Annotated in this window: 17 protein-coding genes; 6 read left to right on the top strand and 11 right to left on the bottom strand. The window is 61.5% G+C overall.

What is annotated here, in order from left to right:
• Positions 1-172: 172 nt before the first annotated feature.
• From QMX88_RS09555 to QMX88_RS09545, 3 genes are read right to left on the bottom strand one after another with little or no spacing between them, the layout of a single operon-like run.
• Entirely contained in the window at positions 173-763 is a 591-nt protein-coding gene (locus tag QMX88_RS09555) for a YggT family protein (RefSeq protein WP_192172981.1), read from the bottom strand.
• 10 nt (positions 764-773) lie between these two features.
• Positions 774-1592, bottom strand: coding sequence for a pyrroline-5-carboxylate reductase (gene proC, locus QMX88_RS09550; RefSeq protein WP_282368614.1), 819 nt, complete (start codon positions 1590-1592; stop codon positions 774-776).
• 24 nt (positions 1593-1616) lie between these two features.
• On the bottom strand, positions 1617-2303 hold the full coding sequence (locus QMX88_RS09545; RefSeq protein ID WP_282368612.1) for a YggS family pyridoxal phosphate-dependent enzyme: 687 nt from the start codon (positions 2301-2303) through the stop codon (positions 1617-1619).
• Between the two features lie 54 nt (positions 2304-2357).
• Here QMX88_RS09545 and QMX88_RS09540 point away from each other — a divergent pair, with 54 nt between their 5' ends.
• Positions 2358-3392, top strand: coding sequence for a type IV pilus twitching motility protein PilT (locus QMX88_RS09540; protein WP_282368610.1), 1035 nt, complete (start codon positions 2358-2360; stop codon positions 3390-3392).
• Between the two features lie 71 nt (positions 3393-3463).
• Here the strand turns inward: QMX88_RS09540 and QMX88_RS09535 are convergent, their stop codons facing one another.
• On the bottom strand, positions 3464-4195 hold the full coding sequence (locus QMX88_RS09535; protein WP_133775605.1) for a C40 family peptidase: 732 nt from the start codon (positions 4193-4195) through the stop codon (positions 3464-3466).
• 250 nt (positions 4196-4445) lie between these two features.
• Between QMX88_RS09535 and QMX88_RS09530 the strand changes: the two genes are divergently transcribed.
• Positions 4446-4862 carry an NINE protein gene (locus QMX88_RS09530; RefSeq protein ID WP_133775604.1) on the top strand — a complete coding sequence of 139 codons (417 nt, stop codon included), beginning with the start codon at positions 4446-4448 and terminating at the stop codon, positions 4860-4862.
• A 213-nt stretch (positions 4863-5075) separates the two neighbouring features.
• Here QMX88_RS09530 and QMX88_RS09525 read toward each other — a convergent pair whose 3' ends face one another.
• The 7 genes from QMX88_RS09525 to gshB all read right to left on the bottom strand — a co-directional run bounded on the left by QMX88_RS09525 (position 5076) and on the right by gshB (position 11313).
• Positions 5076-6347: a dihydroorotase gene (locus QMX88_RS09525; protein WP_282368606.1), complete on the bottom strand. Its 1272-nt coding sequence runs from the start codon at positions 6345-6347 to the stop codon at positions 5076-5078.
• Complete coding sequence (locus tag QMX88_RS09520; RefSeq protein ID WP_282368604.1) at positions 6344-7348, bottom strand: aspartate carbamoyltransferase catalytic subunit; 1005 nt, start codon at positions 7346-7348, stop codon at positions 6344-6346. The genes QMX88_RS09525 and QMX88_RS09520 overlap by 4 nt, the downstream gene beginning before the upstream one ends.
• Before the next feature lie 12 nt (positions 7349-7360).
• Positions 7361-7882, bottom strand: a complete 522-nt coding sequence (gene pyrR, locus QMX88_RS09515) for a bifunctional pyr operon transcriptional regulator/uracil phosphoribosyltransferase PyrR (protein ID WP_172610020.1) — start codon at positions 7880-7882, stop codon at positions 7361-7363.
• A 76-nt stretch (positions 7883-7958) separates the two neighbouring features.
• On the bottom strand, positions 7959-8396 hold the full coding sequence (ruvX, locus tag QMX88_RS09510; RefSeq protein ID WP_282368601.1) for a Holliday junction resolvase RuvX: 438 nt from the start codon (positions 8394-8396) through the stop codon (positions 7959-7961).
• Positions 8396-8965: a YqgE/AlgH family protein gene (locus QMX88_RS09505; RefSeq protein WP_192172975.1), complete on the bottom strand. Its 570-nt coding sequence runs from the start codon at positions 8963-8965 to the stop codon at positions 8396-8398. Before QMX88_RS09505 ends, ruvX begins: the two co-directional genes overlap by 1 nt.
• Positions 8966-9072: 107 nt before the next feature.
• The gene (locus QMX88_RS09500) at positions 9073-9975 is read right to left on the bottom strand and encodes an energy transducer TonB (protein WP_192172974.1); all 903 of its coding nucleotides are present in this window, start codon (positions 9973-9975) and stop codon (positions 9073-9075) included.
• Positions 9976-10356: 381 nt separating this feature from the next.
• Positions 10357-11313 carry a glutathione synthase gene (gene gshB, locus QMX88_RS09495; RefSeq protein WP_282368597.1) on the bottom strand — a complete coding sequence of 319 codons (957 nt, stop codon included), beginning with the start codon at positions 11311-11313 and terminating at the stop codon, positions 10357-10359.
• A gap of 241 nt (positions 11314-11554) precedes the next feature.
• Here gshB and pilG point away from each other — a divergent pair, with 241 nt between their 5' ends.
• The 4 genes from pilG to QMX88_RS09475 all read left to right on the top strand — a co-directional run bounded on the left by pilG (position 11555) and on the right by QMX88_RS09475 (position 15044).
• Positions 11555-11965 (top strand): twitching motility response regulator PilG, encoded by a 411-nt coding sequence (gene pilG / locus QMX88_RS09490; protein ID WP_065991170.1) that lies wholly within the window; start codon positions 11555-11557, stop codon positions 11963-11965.
• A gap of 45 nt (positions 11966-12010) precedes the next feature.
• On the top strand, positions 12011-12376 hold the full coding sequence (gene pilH / locus QMX88_RS09485; RefSeq protein ID WP_065991171.1) for a twitching motility response regulator PilH: 366 nt from the start codon (positions 12011-12013) through the stop codon (positions 12374-12376).
• Positions 12377-12392: 16 nt separating this feature from the next.
• Positions 12393-12932 (top strand): chemotaxis protein CheW, encoded by a 540-nt coding sequence (locus tag QMX88_RS09480; RefSeq protein WP_192172972.1) that lies wholly within the window; start codon positions 12393-12395, stop codon positions 12930-12932.
• A 75-nt stretch (positions 12933-13007) separates the two neighbouring features.
• A complete protein-coding gene (locus QMX88_RS09475) occupies positions 13008-15044 on the top strand; it encodes a methyl-accepting chemotaxis protein (RefSeq protein ID WP_192172971.1) in 2037 nt (678 codons plus the stop codon).
• Positions 15045-15091: the final 47 nt, after the last annotated feature.

Here is a 15091-nt window from a genome sequence, read left to right as displayed (position 1 = left end):
ATGGCTGATTTCGCGGAGGGTGACGCTTTGGATTTTTGCCGGCGCGACATTCATCAGACTGGGAAAAAGGCGACGGTTGCTGGCGCCGTCGCCCCAAGATCTAAAGCTTCCCGGCTGAAGCCGGTCCCGCTGTCAGAGTTACCGCGTTCTCATTGGCTGCATGCGGCGGCAGTCAGATCAACCGCCAAAGCTCTTGCGGCATGCCGGCGTAGGCCGCCAGTTCAGGCATGACGTAGGACTGCAGCACCTGGATCGCCAGGAAGGCGAAGATCGGCGAGATGTCCATGCCGCCCAAGTTGGGGATGATGCGACGGAACGGCGCCAGGATCGGCTCGCTGATCTGGTAGGCCAGCTCGGCGGCCGGGTTGTGGCTGCCCGGAGCAATCCACGACACGATAACCATAATGATCATCGCGACCCAGAAGATCTTCAGCAGCAGCGACGTGATGCCGATGATCGACCACATCAACAGGTGCGGGATATCGCCGATGGTGCCGTAGGTCATCATCAGCACGAAGGCCATCAACAGCGCCTGAATGACGATCGCCAGCAGCAGCGAGGAAGTATCGAGCCCGAAGACGCTCGGCACGATGCGCCGGATAGGCTTGAGCAACGGCTGGGTCGCACGGACGGCGAACTGGCACAGCGGGTTGTAAAAGTTGGCTTTGACCAGCTGCAGCACGAAGCGCAGCAGAACGATGGTCAGGTACAGGCTGATGAGCGTCTGGATGACGAAAATAGTGGCGCCGGTGAGTGCATTCATGAGTGGTTCCTTATTTGCCCAGCTGTTCGGCGAGTTCGGCGGAGCGATGTGCAGCGGCGCCCAGCGCCTTCTCCACAATTGTTTCGAAGCCATCGGCCTGGAACGATTTGATGGCCGCTTCGGTGGTGCCCGCAGGCGAGGTCACACGGCGACGCAGTTCAGCGGCATCGACGTCGCTGCCGGTCGCCATCAGTGCAGCGCCCAGTGCGGTTTGCAGGGTGAGCTTGCTGGCAACGTCAGCCGGCAGGCCGAGTTTGACGCCTGCGGCCGTCATGGCTTCGATCAGCAGGAAGAAATACGCCGGGCCGCTGCCCGACACCGCCGTTACGGCGTCGATGTGGGCTTCTTCATCGACCCACAGTGCAATCCCGACCGCCGACAGCAGCATCTCGGCCTGCTCGCGCTGGGCCGGGGTAACATCCGCCGTCGCATACAAGCCGCTGACACCCTGGCGCAACAGCGCCGGGGTATTCGGCATGCAGCGCACGAGGGGCTGCTCGCCCAGCCACGCCCGCATGCTGGCGCAGGTAATCCCGGCGGCGATGGACACGATCAGTTGATGCGGTTTGAGCGCCGGCTTCAGCGCTTCGCACACGGCTTTCATCATTTGCGGCTTGACCGCCAACAGCACCACATCGGCGCCTTCAATGGCCTCGGCGTTGTCGGCGACCACCTTGATGCCGTGTTCTTTTGCCACGCGCTCGCGGGTCTCTGCGCCAGGGTCACTGGCGCGAATCAGCTCAGCGTCGACGCCCTGGGCGCGCATGCCGCCAATCAGGCTGGCGGCCATGTTGCCGGCGCCGATGAACGCGATACGGGTTTTGCTCATGAACGGTTTCCTGTGGGGCAAAGGTTAAGGCTGCCCATAATTGCGGGCGCCAAAGAGGGCTGTGCCAATCCGCACCCAGGTCGCGCCTTGTGCGATGGCGGCTTCGAGGTCGTGGCTCATGCCCATGGATAGCGTGTCCAGCGGCAGGCCCAGTTGCGCCTGCAGCGTGCTGACGGCGGCGAACGAAGCGTTCTGTTCGTCGCGGTCATCGGTGGGTTCGGGGATGGCCATCAGGCCGCGCAGTTTCAGATTCGGCAGCGCGCTGATGGCCTGGGCCAGTGCGGGCAGGTCTTCAGGGCTGCAGCCTGACTTGCTGGCCTCGCCGCTGACGTTGACCTGAATGCAGATGTTCAGCGGCGGCAGTGCTGGCGGACGCTGTTCGGACAGCCGTTGTGCGATTTTCAGACGGTCCACGGAATGCACCCAGGCAAAGTGCTCGGCGATAGCGCGAGTCTTGTTGGACTGGATGGGGCCGATGAAATGCCAGATCAAGGGCAGGTCGCTCAATTCGGCCTGTTTGCCGAGGGCTTCCTGAAGGTAGTTCTCGCCGAAATCGCGAAGACCGGCGTCGTAGGCCTCCCGCAGATCACTCGCCGGCTTGGTCTTGCTCACCGCCAACAGGCCGACAGACGCCGGGTCGCGCTGTACTGCTTGCGCCGCGCTACGAATTCGCTCGGCGAGCGTTGAAATGTTCTCTGCTATCGTGGACATTGATTTGCGCCAGCAGGGCTAAAGTCTGCGGCATTCTATGTGATGAGGAGCTGTATGGATATTACCGAGCTGCTGGCCTTCAGTGCCAAGCAAGGCGCGTCGGACTTGCATCTCTCTGCCGGCCTGCCGCCGATGATCCGCGTCGATGGCGATGTGCGGCGGATCAACCTGCCCGCACTGGACCAGAAAGAGGTTCACGGGCTGATCTACGACATCATGAACGACAAGCAGCGCAAGGACTTCGAGGAAGATCTGGAGACAGACTTCTCATTCGAAGTGCCGGGCGTGGCGCGCTTCCGGGTCAACGCGTTTAACCAGAATCGCGGCGCGGGCGCCGTGTTCCGGACCATTCCGTCGAAGGTCCTGAGCATGGAAGAGCTGGGCATGGGCGAAGTGTTTCGCAAGATTACCGACGTGCCGCGCGGCCTGGTTCTGGTCACCGGTCCGACCGGCTCGGGCAAGTCGACCACCCTGGCTGCCATGGTCGACTATCTGAACAGCAACAAGCATCACCACATCCTCACCATCGAAGACCCGATCGAGTTCGTACACGAGTCCAAGAAAAGCCTGATCAACCAGCGCGAAGTCCATCGCGACACCCACGGCTTCGCCGAAGCGCTGCGTTCGGCACTGCGGGAAGACCCTGACGTGATTCTGGTGGGTGAGCTGCGCGACCTCGAAACCATTCGTCTGGCGCTGACGGCGGCAGAAACCGGCCACTTGGTGTTCGGCACGCTGCATACCACCTCCGCAGCCAAGAGCATCGACCGTATCGTCGACGTGTTCCCGGCGCAGGAGAAGTCGATGATCCGCTCGATGCTCTCCGAGTCGCTCCACGCCATTGTTTCTCAGGCGCTGCTGAAGAAGGTCGGCGGAGGTAGGGTTGCGGCCCACGAGATCATGATCGGCACGTCGGCGATCCGTAACCTGATCCGCGAGGACAAGGTGGCGCAGATGTACTCGTCGATTCAGACCGGGGGATCGCTGGGGATGCAGACGCTGGATATGTGCCTGAAGGACCTGATCAGCAAGGGGCTGATCACGCGCGAGAGTGCGCGGGAGAAGGCGAAGACGCCTGATAATTTCTGATCAGGAATACAAACGACTGTGGGGAGCGAGTGAATTCGCTCCCCACAGTGTTTTTCAGACGGCGTGTGCGATCAGCGCTGGGCGATGCGCACGGTGCCTTTCTGACTTGGCGGCTGCTTTGGCAGCACACGCTTGGCGACGACGTAATGGCTGTCCCAATACGGCTTCTTCAGCGTGTCGATCGTCACGGATTTGCCACGGCGTGGCGCGTGAACGAATCGGTCGTTGCCGAGGTAAATCGCAACGTGGTTCACCGTGCGGCTCTTGATGTTGAAGAACAGCAAGTCGCCCGGCTTCAAATCCTTGCGGTCAACCTTCTGCCCGTGACCTTCGGCCATGGCGTTGGACGTGCGCGGCAAATCGACTTCGCTCACGTCGTTGAAGGCGTATTTCACCAGTCCGCTGCAGTCGAACCCTTTTGTTGGGCTGGTGCCGCCCCAACGATAAGGTGTACCGATGGCGTTAACGGCCCGGTTGACCACGGTGCTGCTCTGTTTGGTACCCATCTGCGCCGTGTTGGCCAGGGCGACAGTGTTCTGCGAAATCTTGCGAGTGCTGCGGGATGGTTTTCCCTTAACAGCTTTGGCTCGCTTGCCAGAGGTCTCGAGTGGAGTAGCCGTCTGTTCCAGTGCAGCCATTGCAGCTCGTTGAGCAGCGATGTTGCGTGAAACGGATTCCGGCGACTCGGACCTGGCGGTGAAACCGGTGAAGCTCGGTGGAAGCGTTTGCTCACGATTGGTGGCGTGGGCGGCCAGTGGCATAAATAGACAAATAGTCAGCCATGTCTTGAAAAATGGACGCATTAGGCAGGGCTCTTGTTGGTCAGCGCGCAACTTTATAACAGCTTTTTGCGAAATTCTGAGCCCCCTTGTCGAACAATTTACTGCCCTCAAAGTCAGTTTTGGCTGCAGAATCGTCATCTCAGTGTGCTGATCACCTTGCAGAACAAGGGTTTGCACGATTGAAAAGAGGTTCAAGCCATACGTCGGACGGCGTCACGAAAGTCACAAAACTTACGCATATTTTTTTCTATTGCAGCAAGCGAGGTCAACAATGAACACCTATCAACCCGACGTTCAACGTCCGGACACCCACAGCAAGGTCATGGGCTATCTGCTCTGGATTGTGGGATTTACCGGGGCGCATCGCTTTTATTACGGCAAGCCGGTGACCGGCACGATCTGGTTTTTCACGCTGGGCCTGTTTGGCATTGGCTGGCTGATCGACTTGTTCCTGATCCCTGCGATGGATCGGGAAGCGGACCTGCGATTCAACGCAGGCTCGACCGATTACAGCCTCGCCTGGATTCTGCTGACCTTTCTGGGCGTGTTCGGTGTGCACCGGATGTATCAGGGCAAATGGATCACCGGGATCATTTACCTGTTCACGGGAGGTCTGGCGCTGCTGGGCGTGCTGTACGACTTCTGGACGCTGAATGACCAGATCTCGGTGAAGAACGCCCGCCGGTAATAGAGGTTGCTTTGGGCTCGTCCGTGGAAGTGAGAGAGGTCATCCCACCATGAGGCGAGTCATCGGTGAAGGCAGCGCGCGACACAAAACCTGTGGGAGTGAGCTTGTTCACGAAGGAGCCGGCACATTCAGCCGTTTTCTCAGAGGCTGAAAGTAAGCCTTCGCGAGCAAGCTCGCTCCCACATAATCAACGTCTGCCTGAGGTTGGGCATCTCACCCGTTATAGCTAACCCGCCCATCCACAAACGTGTACTTCACGGCGCTTGGCAGGCAATGGCCGAGGAATGGGCAGTTCTCGCCTTTCGACAGCCATTTCTCGCCCGCCACCGTCGACGCAGCGGGGTCGAACAGCACCAGGTCCGCAGGCGAGCCGGCAATCAGTGTTCCGGCCGGCAGGCGCAGCGCAGCGGCGGGTCCGGAGCTGAGGCGTGCCAGCAGCGTCGGCAGGTCCAACAGGCCGTCTTCGACCAGCGTCATCGCCAGGGGCAGCAACAACTCCACGCTGCTGATGCCCGGCTCGGTTGCGCCAAACGGGGCCAGCTTCGCATCACGCTCATGGGGCTGGTGGTGACTGGAGATCGCCTGCACCACGCCCGACTTCACCGCCTCACGCAATGCGTCGCGATCCGCGCGGGTGCGCAGCGGCGGCTGCACATGATAAAGACTAGAGAAGCCTGTCAGCGCCTCGTCGGTCAGGATCAACTGATACAGCGCCACATCTGCCGTCACCGGCAGGCCTCGCGCCTGCGCCTGGGCAATCAAGGCCACGCCGCGCGCACTGGTCAGTTGCGTGAAATGGGCGCGCACACCGCTTTGCTCGACTAGCAGCAGGTCACGTGCCAGTGCCACCGTCTCAGCCGTTTCCGGAATGCCCGGCAAACCCAGAAACGCAGCCGTCGGGCCGTCGTGGGCCAGGCCGCCTTCAGCAAGGTCGTGGTCCTGGGAATTGAAAATCACGGTCAGATCGAACGTCGCCGCATATTCGAGCGCGCGGCACAGCGTGCGATTGCTGCGGAAATTCACCATCCCGTTGGTGAACGCCACGCAGCCGGCGTCGCGCAGGGCAATCAGCTCGGCCAGTTGCTCGCCTTCCAGACCCTTGCTCAAGGCGCCGATCGGAAACACCTTGCTGTGGCCGGCTTCGCGGGCGCGGTCCAGAATCAGCTCGGCAACGGCAGAGGTGTCGAGCACCGGTTTTGTACGTGGCGGACAGCACAGGCTGGTGACGCCGCCGGCCGCCGCTGCGCGGGTTTCGCTGGCGATATTGCCCTTGCGGCTGTAACCGGGCTCGCGTAACGACACGTTCAGGTCGACCAGCCCGGGGGCGGCGATCAGGCCGGCGGCGTCGATGGTTTCCATAGGGCTGAAGCCGGCAGGTGCCGCGCCGAGGGCAAGAACCTTCCCCGCTTCAAGATGGATGTCGGTGACTTGATCCAGACCGCTGACAGGGTCGATGACGCGAGCGCCGAGGATGCTGAACTTCACTGGGCGATCTCCTGCTCGAACTGACGTTGTGCGGTTTGGCCACTCATGGCCATGGACAGAACGGCCATGCGCACGGCAATGCCGTAGGTCACCTGATTGAGAATGACCGAGTGCGCACCGTCCGCTACGGCTGATTCAATTTCCACGCCGCGGTTGATCGGGCCCGGGTGCATCACGATGGCATCGGGCTTGGCGCCGGCCAGACGTGCCGTGGTCAGGCCGAACAACCGATAGAACTCACTCTCGCTCGGCAGCAGGCCACCCGACATGCGCTCGCGCTGCAGGCGCAACATGATCACGACGTCGACGTCCTTCAGGCCCTCGGTCAGATCGGTGTACACCTTCACGCCGTATTGCTCGACGCCCACTGGCAGCAGGGTTTTTGGCGCGACCACGCGGATGTCCGGGCAGCCCAGCGCTTTGAGCGCGATCATGTTCGAGCGCGCGACGCGGGAATGCAGGATATCGCCGACGATCGCCACCGAGAGGTTTTCGAAATTGCCCTTGTGGCGACGGATGGTCAGCATGTCCAGCATGCCCTGGGTCGGGTGCGCATGGCGGCCGTCGCCGCCGTTGATGATCGCGACCTGAGGGCTGACATGTTCGGCGATGAAGTGCGCCGCACCGGAGTCACCGTGGCGCACCACGAACATGTCGGCGGCCATGGCTTCAAGGTTGCGCAGCGTATCGAACAGCGTCTCGCCCTTGCTGGTCGAGGAGGTCGACACGTTCAACGTAATGACGTCCGCCGACAACCTCTGGGCCGCCAGTTCGAACGTGGTGCGGGTGCGTGTCGAGTTTTCGAAGAACACGTTGCACACGGTCTTGCCGCGCAGCAACGGGACCTTCTTCACCGCCCGGGCGCCGACTTCGAGGAAGGAGTCGGCGGTGTCGAGGATTTCGGTGAGCAGTTCGCGGGGCAAACCGTCGAGGGAAAGGAAATGCTGCAGCTGGCCCTGATGGTTCAGTTGCAGCGGGCGCTTGGCGTCGAGAGGCGTCATCGCAAAGGACTCTTAGAGGGCGGCGGAATCGGTGGAGAGGTCTTGCAGTTCGAGCGTCAGCGGCGTTGGCCCGGACAGCTTGACCCGTTCATTCGGCCCCAGTGACAGGGTCGCGCCCGTCACGTTCGGCCGGATCGGCAGGTCAGCAGCGTCCAGATCCAGCAGCGACACCAGGGTCACGCTGGCCGGGCGGCCGTAATCGAACAGTTCGTTGAGCGCCGCACGAATGGTGCGCCCGCTCATCAGCACGTCATCGATCAGCACCAGATGCTGGCCTTCGATCTCGAACGGCAGCTCCGACGGGCGCACTTGCGGGTGCAGGCCGTTCTGGCTGAAGTCGTCGCGGTAAAAAGAGACGTCCAGCGTGCCCAGCGGCGACTGGATGTTGAGGGCTTCAAGGAGCGCCTGCGCGACCCACACGCCACCGGTGCGAATGCCGATGAAGCGAGGCTCCTGGATGCCGCGTTTGTTCAGGTGCGCGTTGAGATCAATCGCCATCTGGCTGATCAGTTCGGCGGGATTTGGCAGACTCATGGTTGCTCCTTCAGGTGCCCCGGCGTGCGCTGCACGAACGTCCTGGGTAAATCGAATTCGGTTCAGCGTAGATGGATCAGGTTTCAAACAGCGCGGTGTTGGCTTCCAGCCAGCTTTGCAACAGCAGCGCTGCGGCGATGGCGTCCACGGGATTGTCCCGGTAGCTGCCATGCTGGCCGCGAGAGGCGCGTTCGCCCTTGGCTTCGAACGTGGTGAGGCGCTCGTCGTGGGTGTAGACCGGCAGGTTGAAGCGGCCATTGAGCTTGCGCGAAAACTTCTCGGCACGGGCGCTCATCTCGCTCGGTGTGCCGTCCATGTTCAGCGGCAGGCCGACGACGATGGCGTCCGGTTTCCATTCGGTGATCAGCGCCTGCACCTTGTCCCAGTCCGGCACGCCGTTCTGCGCTTTAAACGTGCAAAGCTCGCGGGCCTGCCCGGTGATCACCTGGCCGACTGCCACGCCGATCTGTTTGGTGCCGTAGTCGAATCCCAGTAACAGACGCAGTCCGGCCATCAGGCGTGACCCGCCTGACTGGTCAGCAGATTGAGGTTGACGCCCAGTTTGGCGGCAGCGGCGTCGAGGCGGTCTTCGCTTTCGACGTCGAAAAGGATCGCCGGGTCGAATGCGCAGTTGAGCCACGCATTGGCGGCGAACTCGGCGTCAAGCTGGCCGGCGTCCCAGCCGGCATAGCCGAGGGTGATCAGATTTTGATCAGGGCCGTAGCCGTCTGCGATGGAGAAGAGGACGTCCTGAGAGGTCGAGAGCGAAATGCCGCCCAGGTCCACGGTCGCCTGGAACACCTGGCCGGAAGGGTGCAGGACAAAGCCGCGATCGGTTTGCACCGGCCCGCCAAGGTGAATGGCGATGTCCTTGCACCGCGCAGGTGGCGGCAATTCGGGGCGCAGCTGTTCCAGAATGTCTGCCAGCGACAGGCTTTGCGGTCGGTTGATGATCAGACCCATGGCGCCATTGGCATTGTGCTCGACGATGTAGGTCAAGGTCTGAGCGAAGTTCTCATCGTGCATGTGGGGCATGGCGATCAGAAACTGGTGTTTGAGGTACGACGGAGAGACGTTTTTCATGAGCCCTAGTGTGGCGTCGTGGGGCTGTTGTGACAACTGGCAGAACCGACTCACGGGCGGATAAATCGCGACGCAGGTCAGGTTTCATATTGCGCGGCATTGGCTGATCAATTACTCGACAGCTTGTCTCCGCGCGCGAATTTCCAGGTGCGGATGATTTCAAGCCGGTCGATATCGGCCAGATCGCCACTGAATGGCGCAAACGGTGCTGCCAGCCGGACAATCTTCTGCGCCGCCTGATCCAGCAGAGGCTGGCCTGATGACTCCAGAATCAGCACTTCGTAGAGTGAACCGTCACGGTTGATCGAGACCATCATCCGCAGGCTGCCGTAGATCTGCTTGCGGCGCGCTTCGTCCGGGTAGTTCAGGTTGCCGATGCGCTCGATCTTCTTGCGCCAGTCTTCTTTGTACCAGGCGCCCTTGTCGCGCATCGTTGAGGCCGCGCTCAGGCGGTGGATCTTCGGACGCTTGGCGTACGCCTGCTGCTCATCCGCCAGCTCGGCTTCAAGGCTGGCGATTTCGCTGTTCAGCTGCGTGCTGTCGATGGTCGGCGCGACCTTCTTCTGTTCTTCCGGCTTGACCTCATCGCGCCTGGCGACGGTCTTCTGCGGAGACTGGGCTTTCGTGGCGACAGCGGTCTTCGGCGCGTCCTGCTTGATCACCGGTTTGGCGGCAGGCGGTGGCGTGACCTTGTTGATCTGGTTGTCTTGATACGGGGCGATTTCGGTGGTCTTGGGCACCGCTTTCTTGTCGAGGGTGCCGCTGCCCTGCTGGTTTTCCTGGGCGAGGAAGTCGGCGTCCTTGGGCTTGGTGTCGCTTCTGAAGGGGGCGAGGGTGATCTCCAGGGTCTGGCTGATCTTTTCCGGTTTGACGTAGGTGAAACCGACGCCAAGGATCACCGCCAGATGCACCAGTGCGGCGATCATCAGGGTAAACCCGAGGCGATCGGCAGGGCGCACGCCGGTGCGGGTCAGGGACAGGGGGAGATCATCGTCGACCGCAGCGTTCATCCACGCTCCGGCAGCACATGTGCCAGCATTACTACTCACCTAGCGCAAAAATTCAGGCCGCGCATGATAACGCAATGTCAGGACTGGCTTGGCGTTTGATGTCACCGGGCCGATTAGTGGGCGGTGCCTTTCCCGTTGGGAGCTTGCTCACAAAGACCTGCTTCAAGCCCCAGAGAAAGAGGATGAATGTCCTGGCCTCTTCGTGAGCAAGCTCACTCCCGCCGGTTCTGCGACTTTCCCGATACCTCGAACAGACGAATATCCTGTGGGGGCGAGCTTGCTCGCGAAGCGGCCTGAGCATCCGCTGAATCCTCGGCGGCTGGAACGCCGCCTTCGTGAGCGAGGTGGAGCCCACCCCGGTCACTCCCACAAGGAGCCGGGTTAAGCTCGGGCCTGCAGCTTCTTCTCGATCACATCCATCAACATGCCGCCAATGTCCGTCCCGAACGCGTTATCGATCTCGCGGATGCACGTCGGGCTGGTGACGTTGATTTCGGTCAGGTGCTCGCCAATTACGTCCAGGCCTACAAACAGCAAGCCTTTTTCCCGCAGCGTCGGGCCGATTTCGGCGGCGATCGCGCGATCGCGGTCCGTCAGGGGGCGGGCTTCGCCACGACCACCTGCTGCCAGATTGCCTCGGGTTTCGCCGGCGGCCGGGATGCGCGCCAGGCAATACGGCACGGGTTCGCCGTCGACCATCAGAATGCGCTTGTCGCCGTCCTTGATCGCCGGCAGATAGGCCTGCGCCATGATCTGCTCATGGCCGTGCTTGGTCAGGGTTTCCAGGATCACCGACAAGTTCGGATCACCGACGCGGTGGCGGAAGATCGACGCGCCGCCCATGCCGTCCAGCGGCTTGAGAATGACATCGCCGTGCTTGGCGGCGAATTCGCGAATGATGTCCGCGCGACGGCTGACCAGCGTAGGCGGGGTGCATTGCGGGAACAGCGTGGCGAACAGCTTCTCGTTGCAGTCACGCAGGCTTTGCGGCTTGTTGACCACCAGCACGCCGGCGCGCTCGGCTTGTTCGAGCAGGTAGGTGGAGTAGACGAATTCCATGTCGAACGGCGGATCCTTGCGCATCAGGATCACGTCGAGGTCGTCCAGCCCGCTGTCGACTTCGGCCTCCAGCTCGAACCAGTGGGCCGGGTCGGCGAAGACTTTCAGCGGCTTCATGCGGGCGCGGGCCTGGCCGGCGTCCTGATACAGGTCGTGCTGCTCCATATAGAACAACGACCAGCCGCGGGCTTGCGCTGCCAGGAGCATGGCCAGCGAGCTGTCCTTTTTATAGGAGATGCGCTCGATGGGGTCCATGACGATTCCCAGGCGAATGCTCATGGGTAATATCCTCTGATCGGTAATGGCCACGACAGGCCGAAAATAGGCGTCAGGGTGGCGCCGCGCCGGCTTTGGGTCAAGGGGCAAGGCTTTATGGATTGACCGTGGAGAGTGTGCTAAAAAGGCTCGGCATCCGGTGTCGCGCCAGCTGTCTTTGGCGCCTCCCGATGATCCCGACCCAAAACCAGATGCCCGGCAGAAGGCAACCCATCTGATTCGCCGCGGCGATGGTAGAGCAGATATGGAACAGCATTCAGCCCCATTGAAAGTGATGGTCATCGACGACTCCCGGACGATTCGTCGCACCGCCGAGACCCTGCTGAAAAACGTCGGCTGTGAAGTGATCACCGCCATCGACGGCTTCGACGCACTGGCCAAGATTGCCGACAATCATCCCAGAATCATCTTCGTCGACATCATGATGCCCAGGCTCGACGGGTATCAGACGTGCGCGTTGATCAAGAACAACCGGGCGTTCAAATCCACGCCGGTGATCATGCTGTCCTCAAGGGACGGGCTGTTCGACAAGGCCAAGGGTCGCATCGTCGGTTCCGATCAGTTTTTGACCAAACCTTTCAGCAAGGAAGAACTGCTCAGTGCGATCAAGGCCCACGTGCCCGGTTTCGTTGCAGTAGAACAACAACTATCTTGATGCCGACCCCCTCGTGCGGGACGGCTGTTTCTATGGGGAAGCACCATGGCTCGAATTCTCATCGTCGATGACTCGCCGACCGAAATGTACAAGCTGACCGGCATGCTGGAGAAGCACGGCCATCAGGTCCTCAAGGCCGAGAACGGTGCCGATGGCGTGGCCCTGGCCCGTCAGGAAAAGCCCGATGCCGTCCTGATGGACATCGTCATGCCGGGCCTGAACGGTTTCCAGGCGACCCGTCAGCTGACCAAAGACGCTGACACCAGCATGATCCCCGTGATCATGATCACCACCAAGGATCAGGAAACCGACAAGGTCTGGGGCAAACGCCAGGGCGCGCGGGATTACCTGACCAAGCCGGTGGACGAAGAAACCCTCATGAAAACCCTGAACGCGGTGCTCGCGGGCTGACCCCCGGCTGACGCTCATGGCTCAGTCACAAACCGCCTTCCAGCTGCTGCTCGATATCGACCAGCGCTGCCGCTCCCTCGCTGCCGGCCTGCCGCTGCAGGAAACCCGCCAGCAAGGCTGGAGCGGCATTGGCTTTCGCATGGGCGAGCGCCATTACGTGGCCCCCATGGGCGAGGTCGACGAAATCCTCCACGAGCCGCGCTGTGCGGTGTTGCCGGGTGCCAAGGCGTGGGTCTGCGGGATCGCCAATCTGCGCGGCCGCCTATTGCCGATCATGGATCTGTGCGCCTTCTTCGGCCACGAACTCTCACCCCTGCGCAAACACCGCCGCGTGCTGGTCATCGACTTCGAGGGTGTGTTCGTCGGTCTGCTCATTGACGAGGTGTTGGGCATGCAGCATTTCAGCGAGCGCAGCCTGATGCCTGAACTGGCGCACGACGGCGAACCCCGCGTCGCGCCCTACATACAAGGACGGTTCGTCCGTGAGCAGGCCTGGCAGGTGTTCAGCCCGCGCGCTCTGGTGCAGTCGGCTGAGTTTATGGACGTGGCGCTCTGATGCGCCGGGCTGAACAGTGCAGGTCCAGAAGGCTGATGCCCTCCCTCAATCGAACATCAGGCGGAGCCCTGAGCAATGAGTAATACCGGCAAGTCACTGGAAGGCGCGCGCAGCCGATCGCAGATCGTTGTGCTGTTCATCTGCCTCATCGTTTTCATCATGCTGCTGTTCGTCAACTTCGCGTACCTCAGCACGCAGTCCAACTACGACAAACAATATATCGGCCACGCCGGCGAGCTGCGCGTGCTGTCCCAGCGCATCGCCAAGAACGCCACGGAAGCGGCGGCGGGCAAGGCGGCGGCATTCAAGTTGCTGGCCGATGCGCGCAACGACTTCGACACGCGCTGGCAGTATCTGAAGAAAGGCGACAAGAACACCGGCCTGCCTGCTGCGCCAGCTGCGGTGAGCGATGAGCTGAAAGCGGTGCAGACCGACTGGGAAAACCTGCGCAAAAGCACCGACGTGATTCTTGCCCGTGAGCAGACCGTGCTCTCGCTGCATCAGGTGGCGGCAACCCTTGCCGAGACCATTCCGCAATTACAGATCGAATCGGAAAAGGTCGTCGACATCCTTCTTCAAACCCGTGCGCCCGCCAGCCAGGTGGCCCTCGCCCAGCGCCAGTCCCTGCTGGCCGAGCGGATACTGGGCGCGGTCAACACCGTGTTGTCCGGTGACGAAACGGCGGTTCAGGCAGCCGATGCGTTTGGTCGCGATGCCAGCCAGTTCGGGCGCGTGCTCAACGGCATGCTCGAAGGCAACGCCACCCTGAAAATCGCCCAGGTCGAAGACCGCGATGCGCGAGCGCGGCTGGCCGAGATTGCCGAACTGTTCCAGTTCGTCTCCGGGTCGGTCGACGAAATCCTCGAAACCTCGCCGGAGCTGCTGGAAGTCCGTGAAGCGTCGGGCAGCATTTTCAACCTCTCGCAGACGCTCCTCGACGAAGCCTCGGTGCTGGCCAACAGTTTCGAGCACATGGCCGGTGGTCGCGCAGCCTACAGCTATGGCGGCTACATTCTGGGCCTGTTGGCGCTGGCGTCGATCATCCTGATTGGCTTGGTGATGGTGCGCGAAACCAACCGGCAACTGCGCGAAACCGCCGAGAAGAACGAGCGCAACCAGAACGCGATCATGCGCCTGCTCGACGAAATCGAAGACCTTGCAGACGGCGACCTGACCGTGGCCGCCTCGGTCACCGAGGATTTCACCGGCGCCATTGCCGATTCGATCAACTACTCCATCGATCAACTGCGCGAATTGGTGTCGACCATCAACCTCACCGCCGAGCAAGTGTTCGGCGCCGTGAAGGACACGCAGACCACTGCCACCCAACTGGCCGCGGCGTCCGAGCATCAAGCTCTACAGATTGCGGCGGCGTCCAATGCCATCAACGACATGGCGACGTCCATTGATCAGGTCTCGGCCAATGCGTCCGTGTCCGTCACGGTGGCCGAGCGGTCCGTGACCATTGCCAACAAGGGCAACGAAGTGGTGCACAACACCATCACCGGCATGGACAACATCCGCGAGCAGATTCAGGACACGTCCAAGCGCATCAAGCGTCTGGGCGAGTCGTCCCAGGAGATTGGCGACATCGTCAGCCTGATCGATGACATTGCCGACCAGACTAATATTCTTGCGCTCAATGCCGCGATCCAGGCGTCGATGGCTGGCGATGCCGGGCGCGGCTTTGCGGTGGTGGCCGATGAAGTGCAGCGGCTGGCCGAGCGCTCGTCGTCGGCGACCAAGCAGATCGAAACCCTGGTGCGCGCGATTCAGAACGACACCAACGAAGCAGTGATCTCCATGGAGCAAACCACGGCGGAAGTGGTGCGCGGTGCGCGGCTGGCGCAGGATGCCGGTGTCGCGCTCGAAGAAATCGAAGGCGTGTCGAAGATCCTCGCCGGGCTGGTCGAAAGCATCACCAACGCGGCGCAGCAGCAGGCTGCATTGGGTCAGCAGATATCCTCGACCATGCTGGTGATCCAGCAGACCACCACACAGACCACCTCAGGCACGGCGGCGACCGCCCGGAGCATGGGCAATCTGGCGAAGATGGCCAGCGAGATGCGCCGCTCGGTGTCCGGCTTCAAGTTGCCGGCCTCGCGGCATTGATGGCCTGCTTGATAGCCCCGTTAATAATCCAGTCAATGCACATGAAG

It is taken from the genome of Pseudomonas sp. PS02290, assembly GCF_029960075.1.
GTDB lineage: Bacteria > Pseudomonadota > Gammaproteobacteria > Pseudomonadales > Pseudomonadaceae > Aquipseudomonas.
This window is presented reverse-complemented; position numbering and strand designations above follow the sequence as displayed.

Excerpts from the sequence above, each read along its gene's own strand:
- QMX88_RS09555 (WP_192172981.1), bottom strand. The coding sequence starts at position 763 with ATGAATGCACTCACCGGCGCCACTATTTTCGTCATCCAGACGCTCATC.
- proC (WP_282368614.1), bottom strand. The coding sequence starts at position 1,592 with ATGAGCAAAACCCGTATCGCGTTCATCGGCGCCGGCAACATGGCCGCC.
- QMX88_RS09545 (WP_282368612.1), bottom strand. The coding sequence starts at position 2,303 with ATGTCCACGATAGCAGAGAACATTTCAACGCTCGCCGAGCGAATTCGT.
- QMX88_RS09540 (WP_282368610.1), top strand. The coding sequence starts at position 2,358 with ATGGATATTACCGAGCTGCTGGCCTTCAGTGCCAAGCAAGGCGCGTCG.
- QMX88_RS09535 (WP_133775605.1), bottom strand. The coding sequence starts at position 4,195 with ATGCGTCCATTTTTCAAGACATGGCTGACTATTTGTCTATTTATGCCA.
- QMX88_RS09530 (WP_133775604.1), top strand. The coding sequence starts at position 4,446 with ATGAACACCTATCAACCCGACGTTCAACGTCCGGACACCCACAGCAAG.
- QMX88_RS09520 (WP_282368604.1), bottom strand. The coding sequence starts at position 7,348 with ATGACGCCTCTCGACGCCAAGCGCCCGCTGCAACTGAACCATCAGGGC.
- pyrR (WP_172610020.1), bottom strand. The coding sequence starts at position 7,882 with ATGAGTCTGCCAAATCCCGCCGAACTGATCAGCCAGATGGCGATTGAT.
- ruvX (WP_282368601.1), bottom strand. The coding sequence starts at position 8,396 with ATGGCCGGACTGCGTCTGTTACTGGGATTCGACTACGGCACCAAACAG.
- QMX88_RS09505 (WP_192172975.1), bottom strand. The coding sequence starts at position 8,965 with ATGAAAAACGTCTCTCCGTCGTACCTCAAACACCAGTTTCTGATCGCC.
- QMX88_RS09500 (WP_192172974.1), bottom strand. The coding sequence starts at position 9,975 with ATGAACGCTGCGGTCGACGATGATCTCCCCCTGTCCCTGACCCGCACC.
- gshB (WP_282368597.1), bottom strand. The coding sequence starts at position 11,313 with ATGAGCATTCGCCTGGGAATCGTCATGGACCCCATCGAGCGCATCTCC.
- pilG (WP_065991170.1), top strand. The coding sequence starts at position 11,555 with ATGGAACAGCATTCAGCCCCATTGAAAGTGATGGTCATCGACGACTCC.
- pilH (WP_065991171.1), top strand. The coding sequence starts at position 12,011 with ATGGCTCGAATTCTCATCGTCGATGACTCGCCGACCGAAATGTACAAG.
- QMX88_RS09480 (WP_192172972.1), top strand. The coding sequence starts at position 12,393 with ATGGCTCAGTCACAAACCGCCTTCCAGCTGCTGCTCGATATCGACCAG.
- QMX88_RS09475 (WP_192172971.1), top strand. The coding sequence starts at position 13,008 with ATGAGTAATACCGGCAAGTCACTGGAAGGCGCGCGCAGCCGATCGCAG.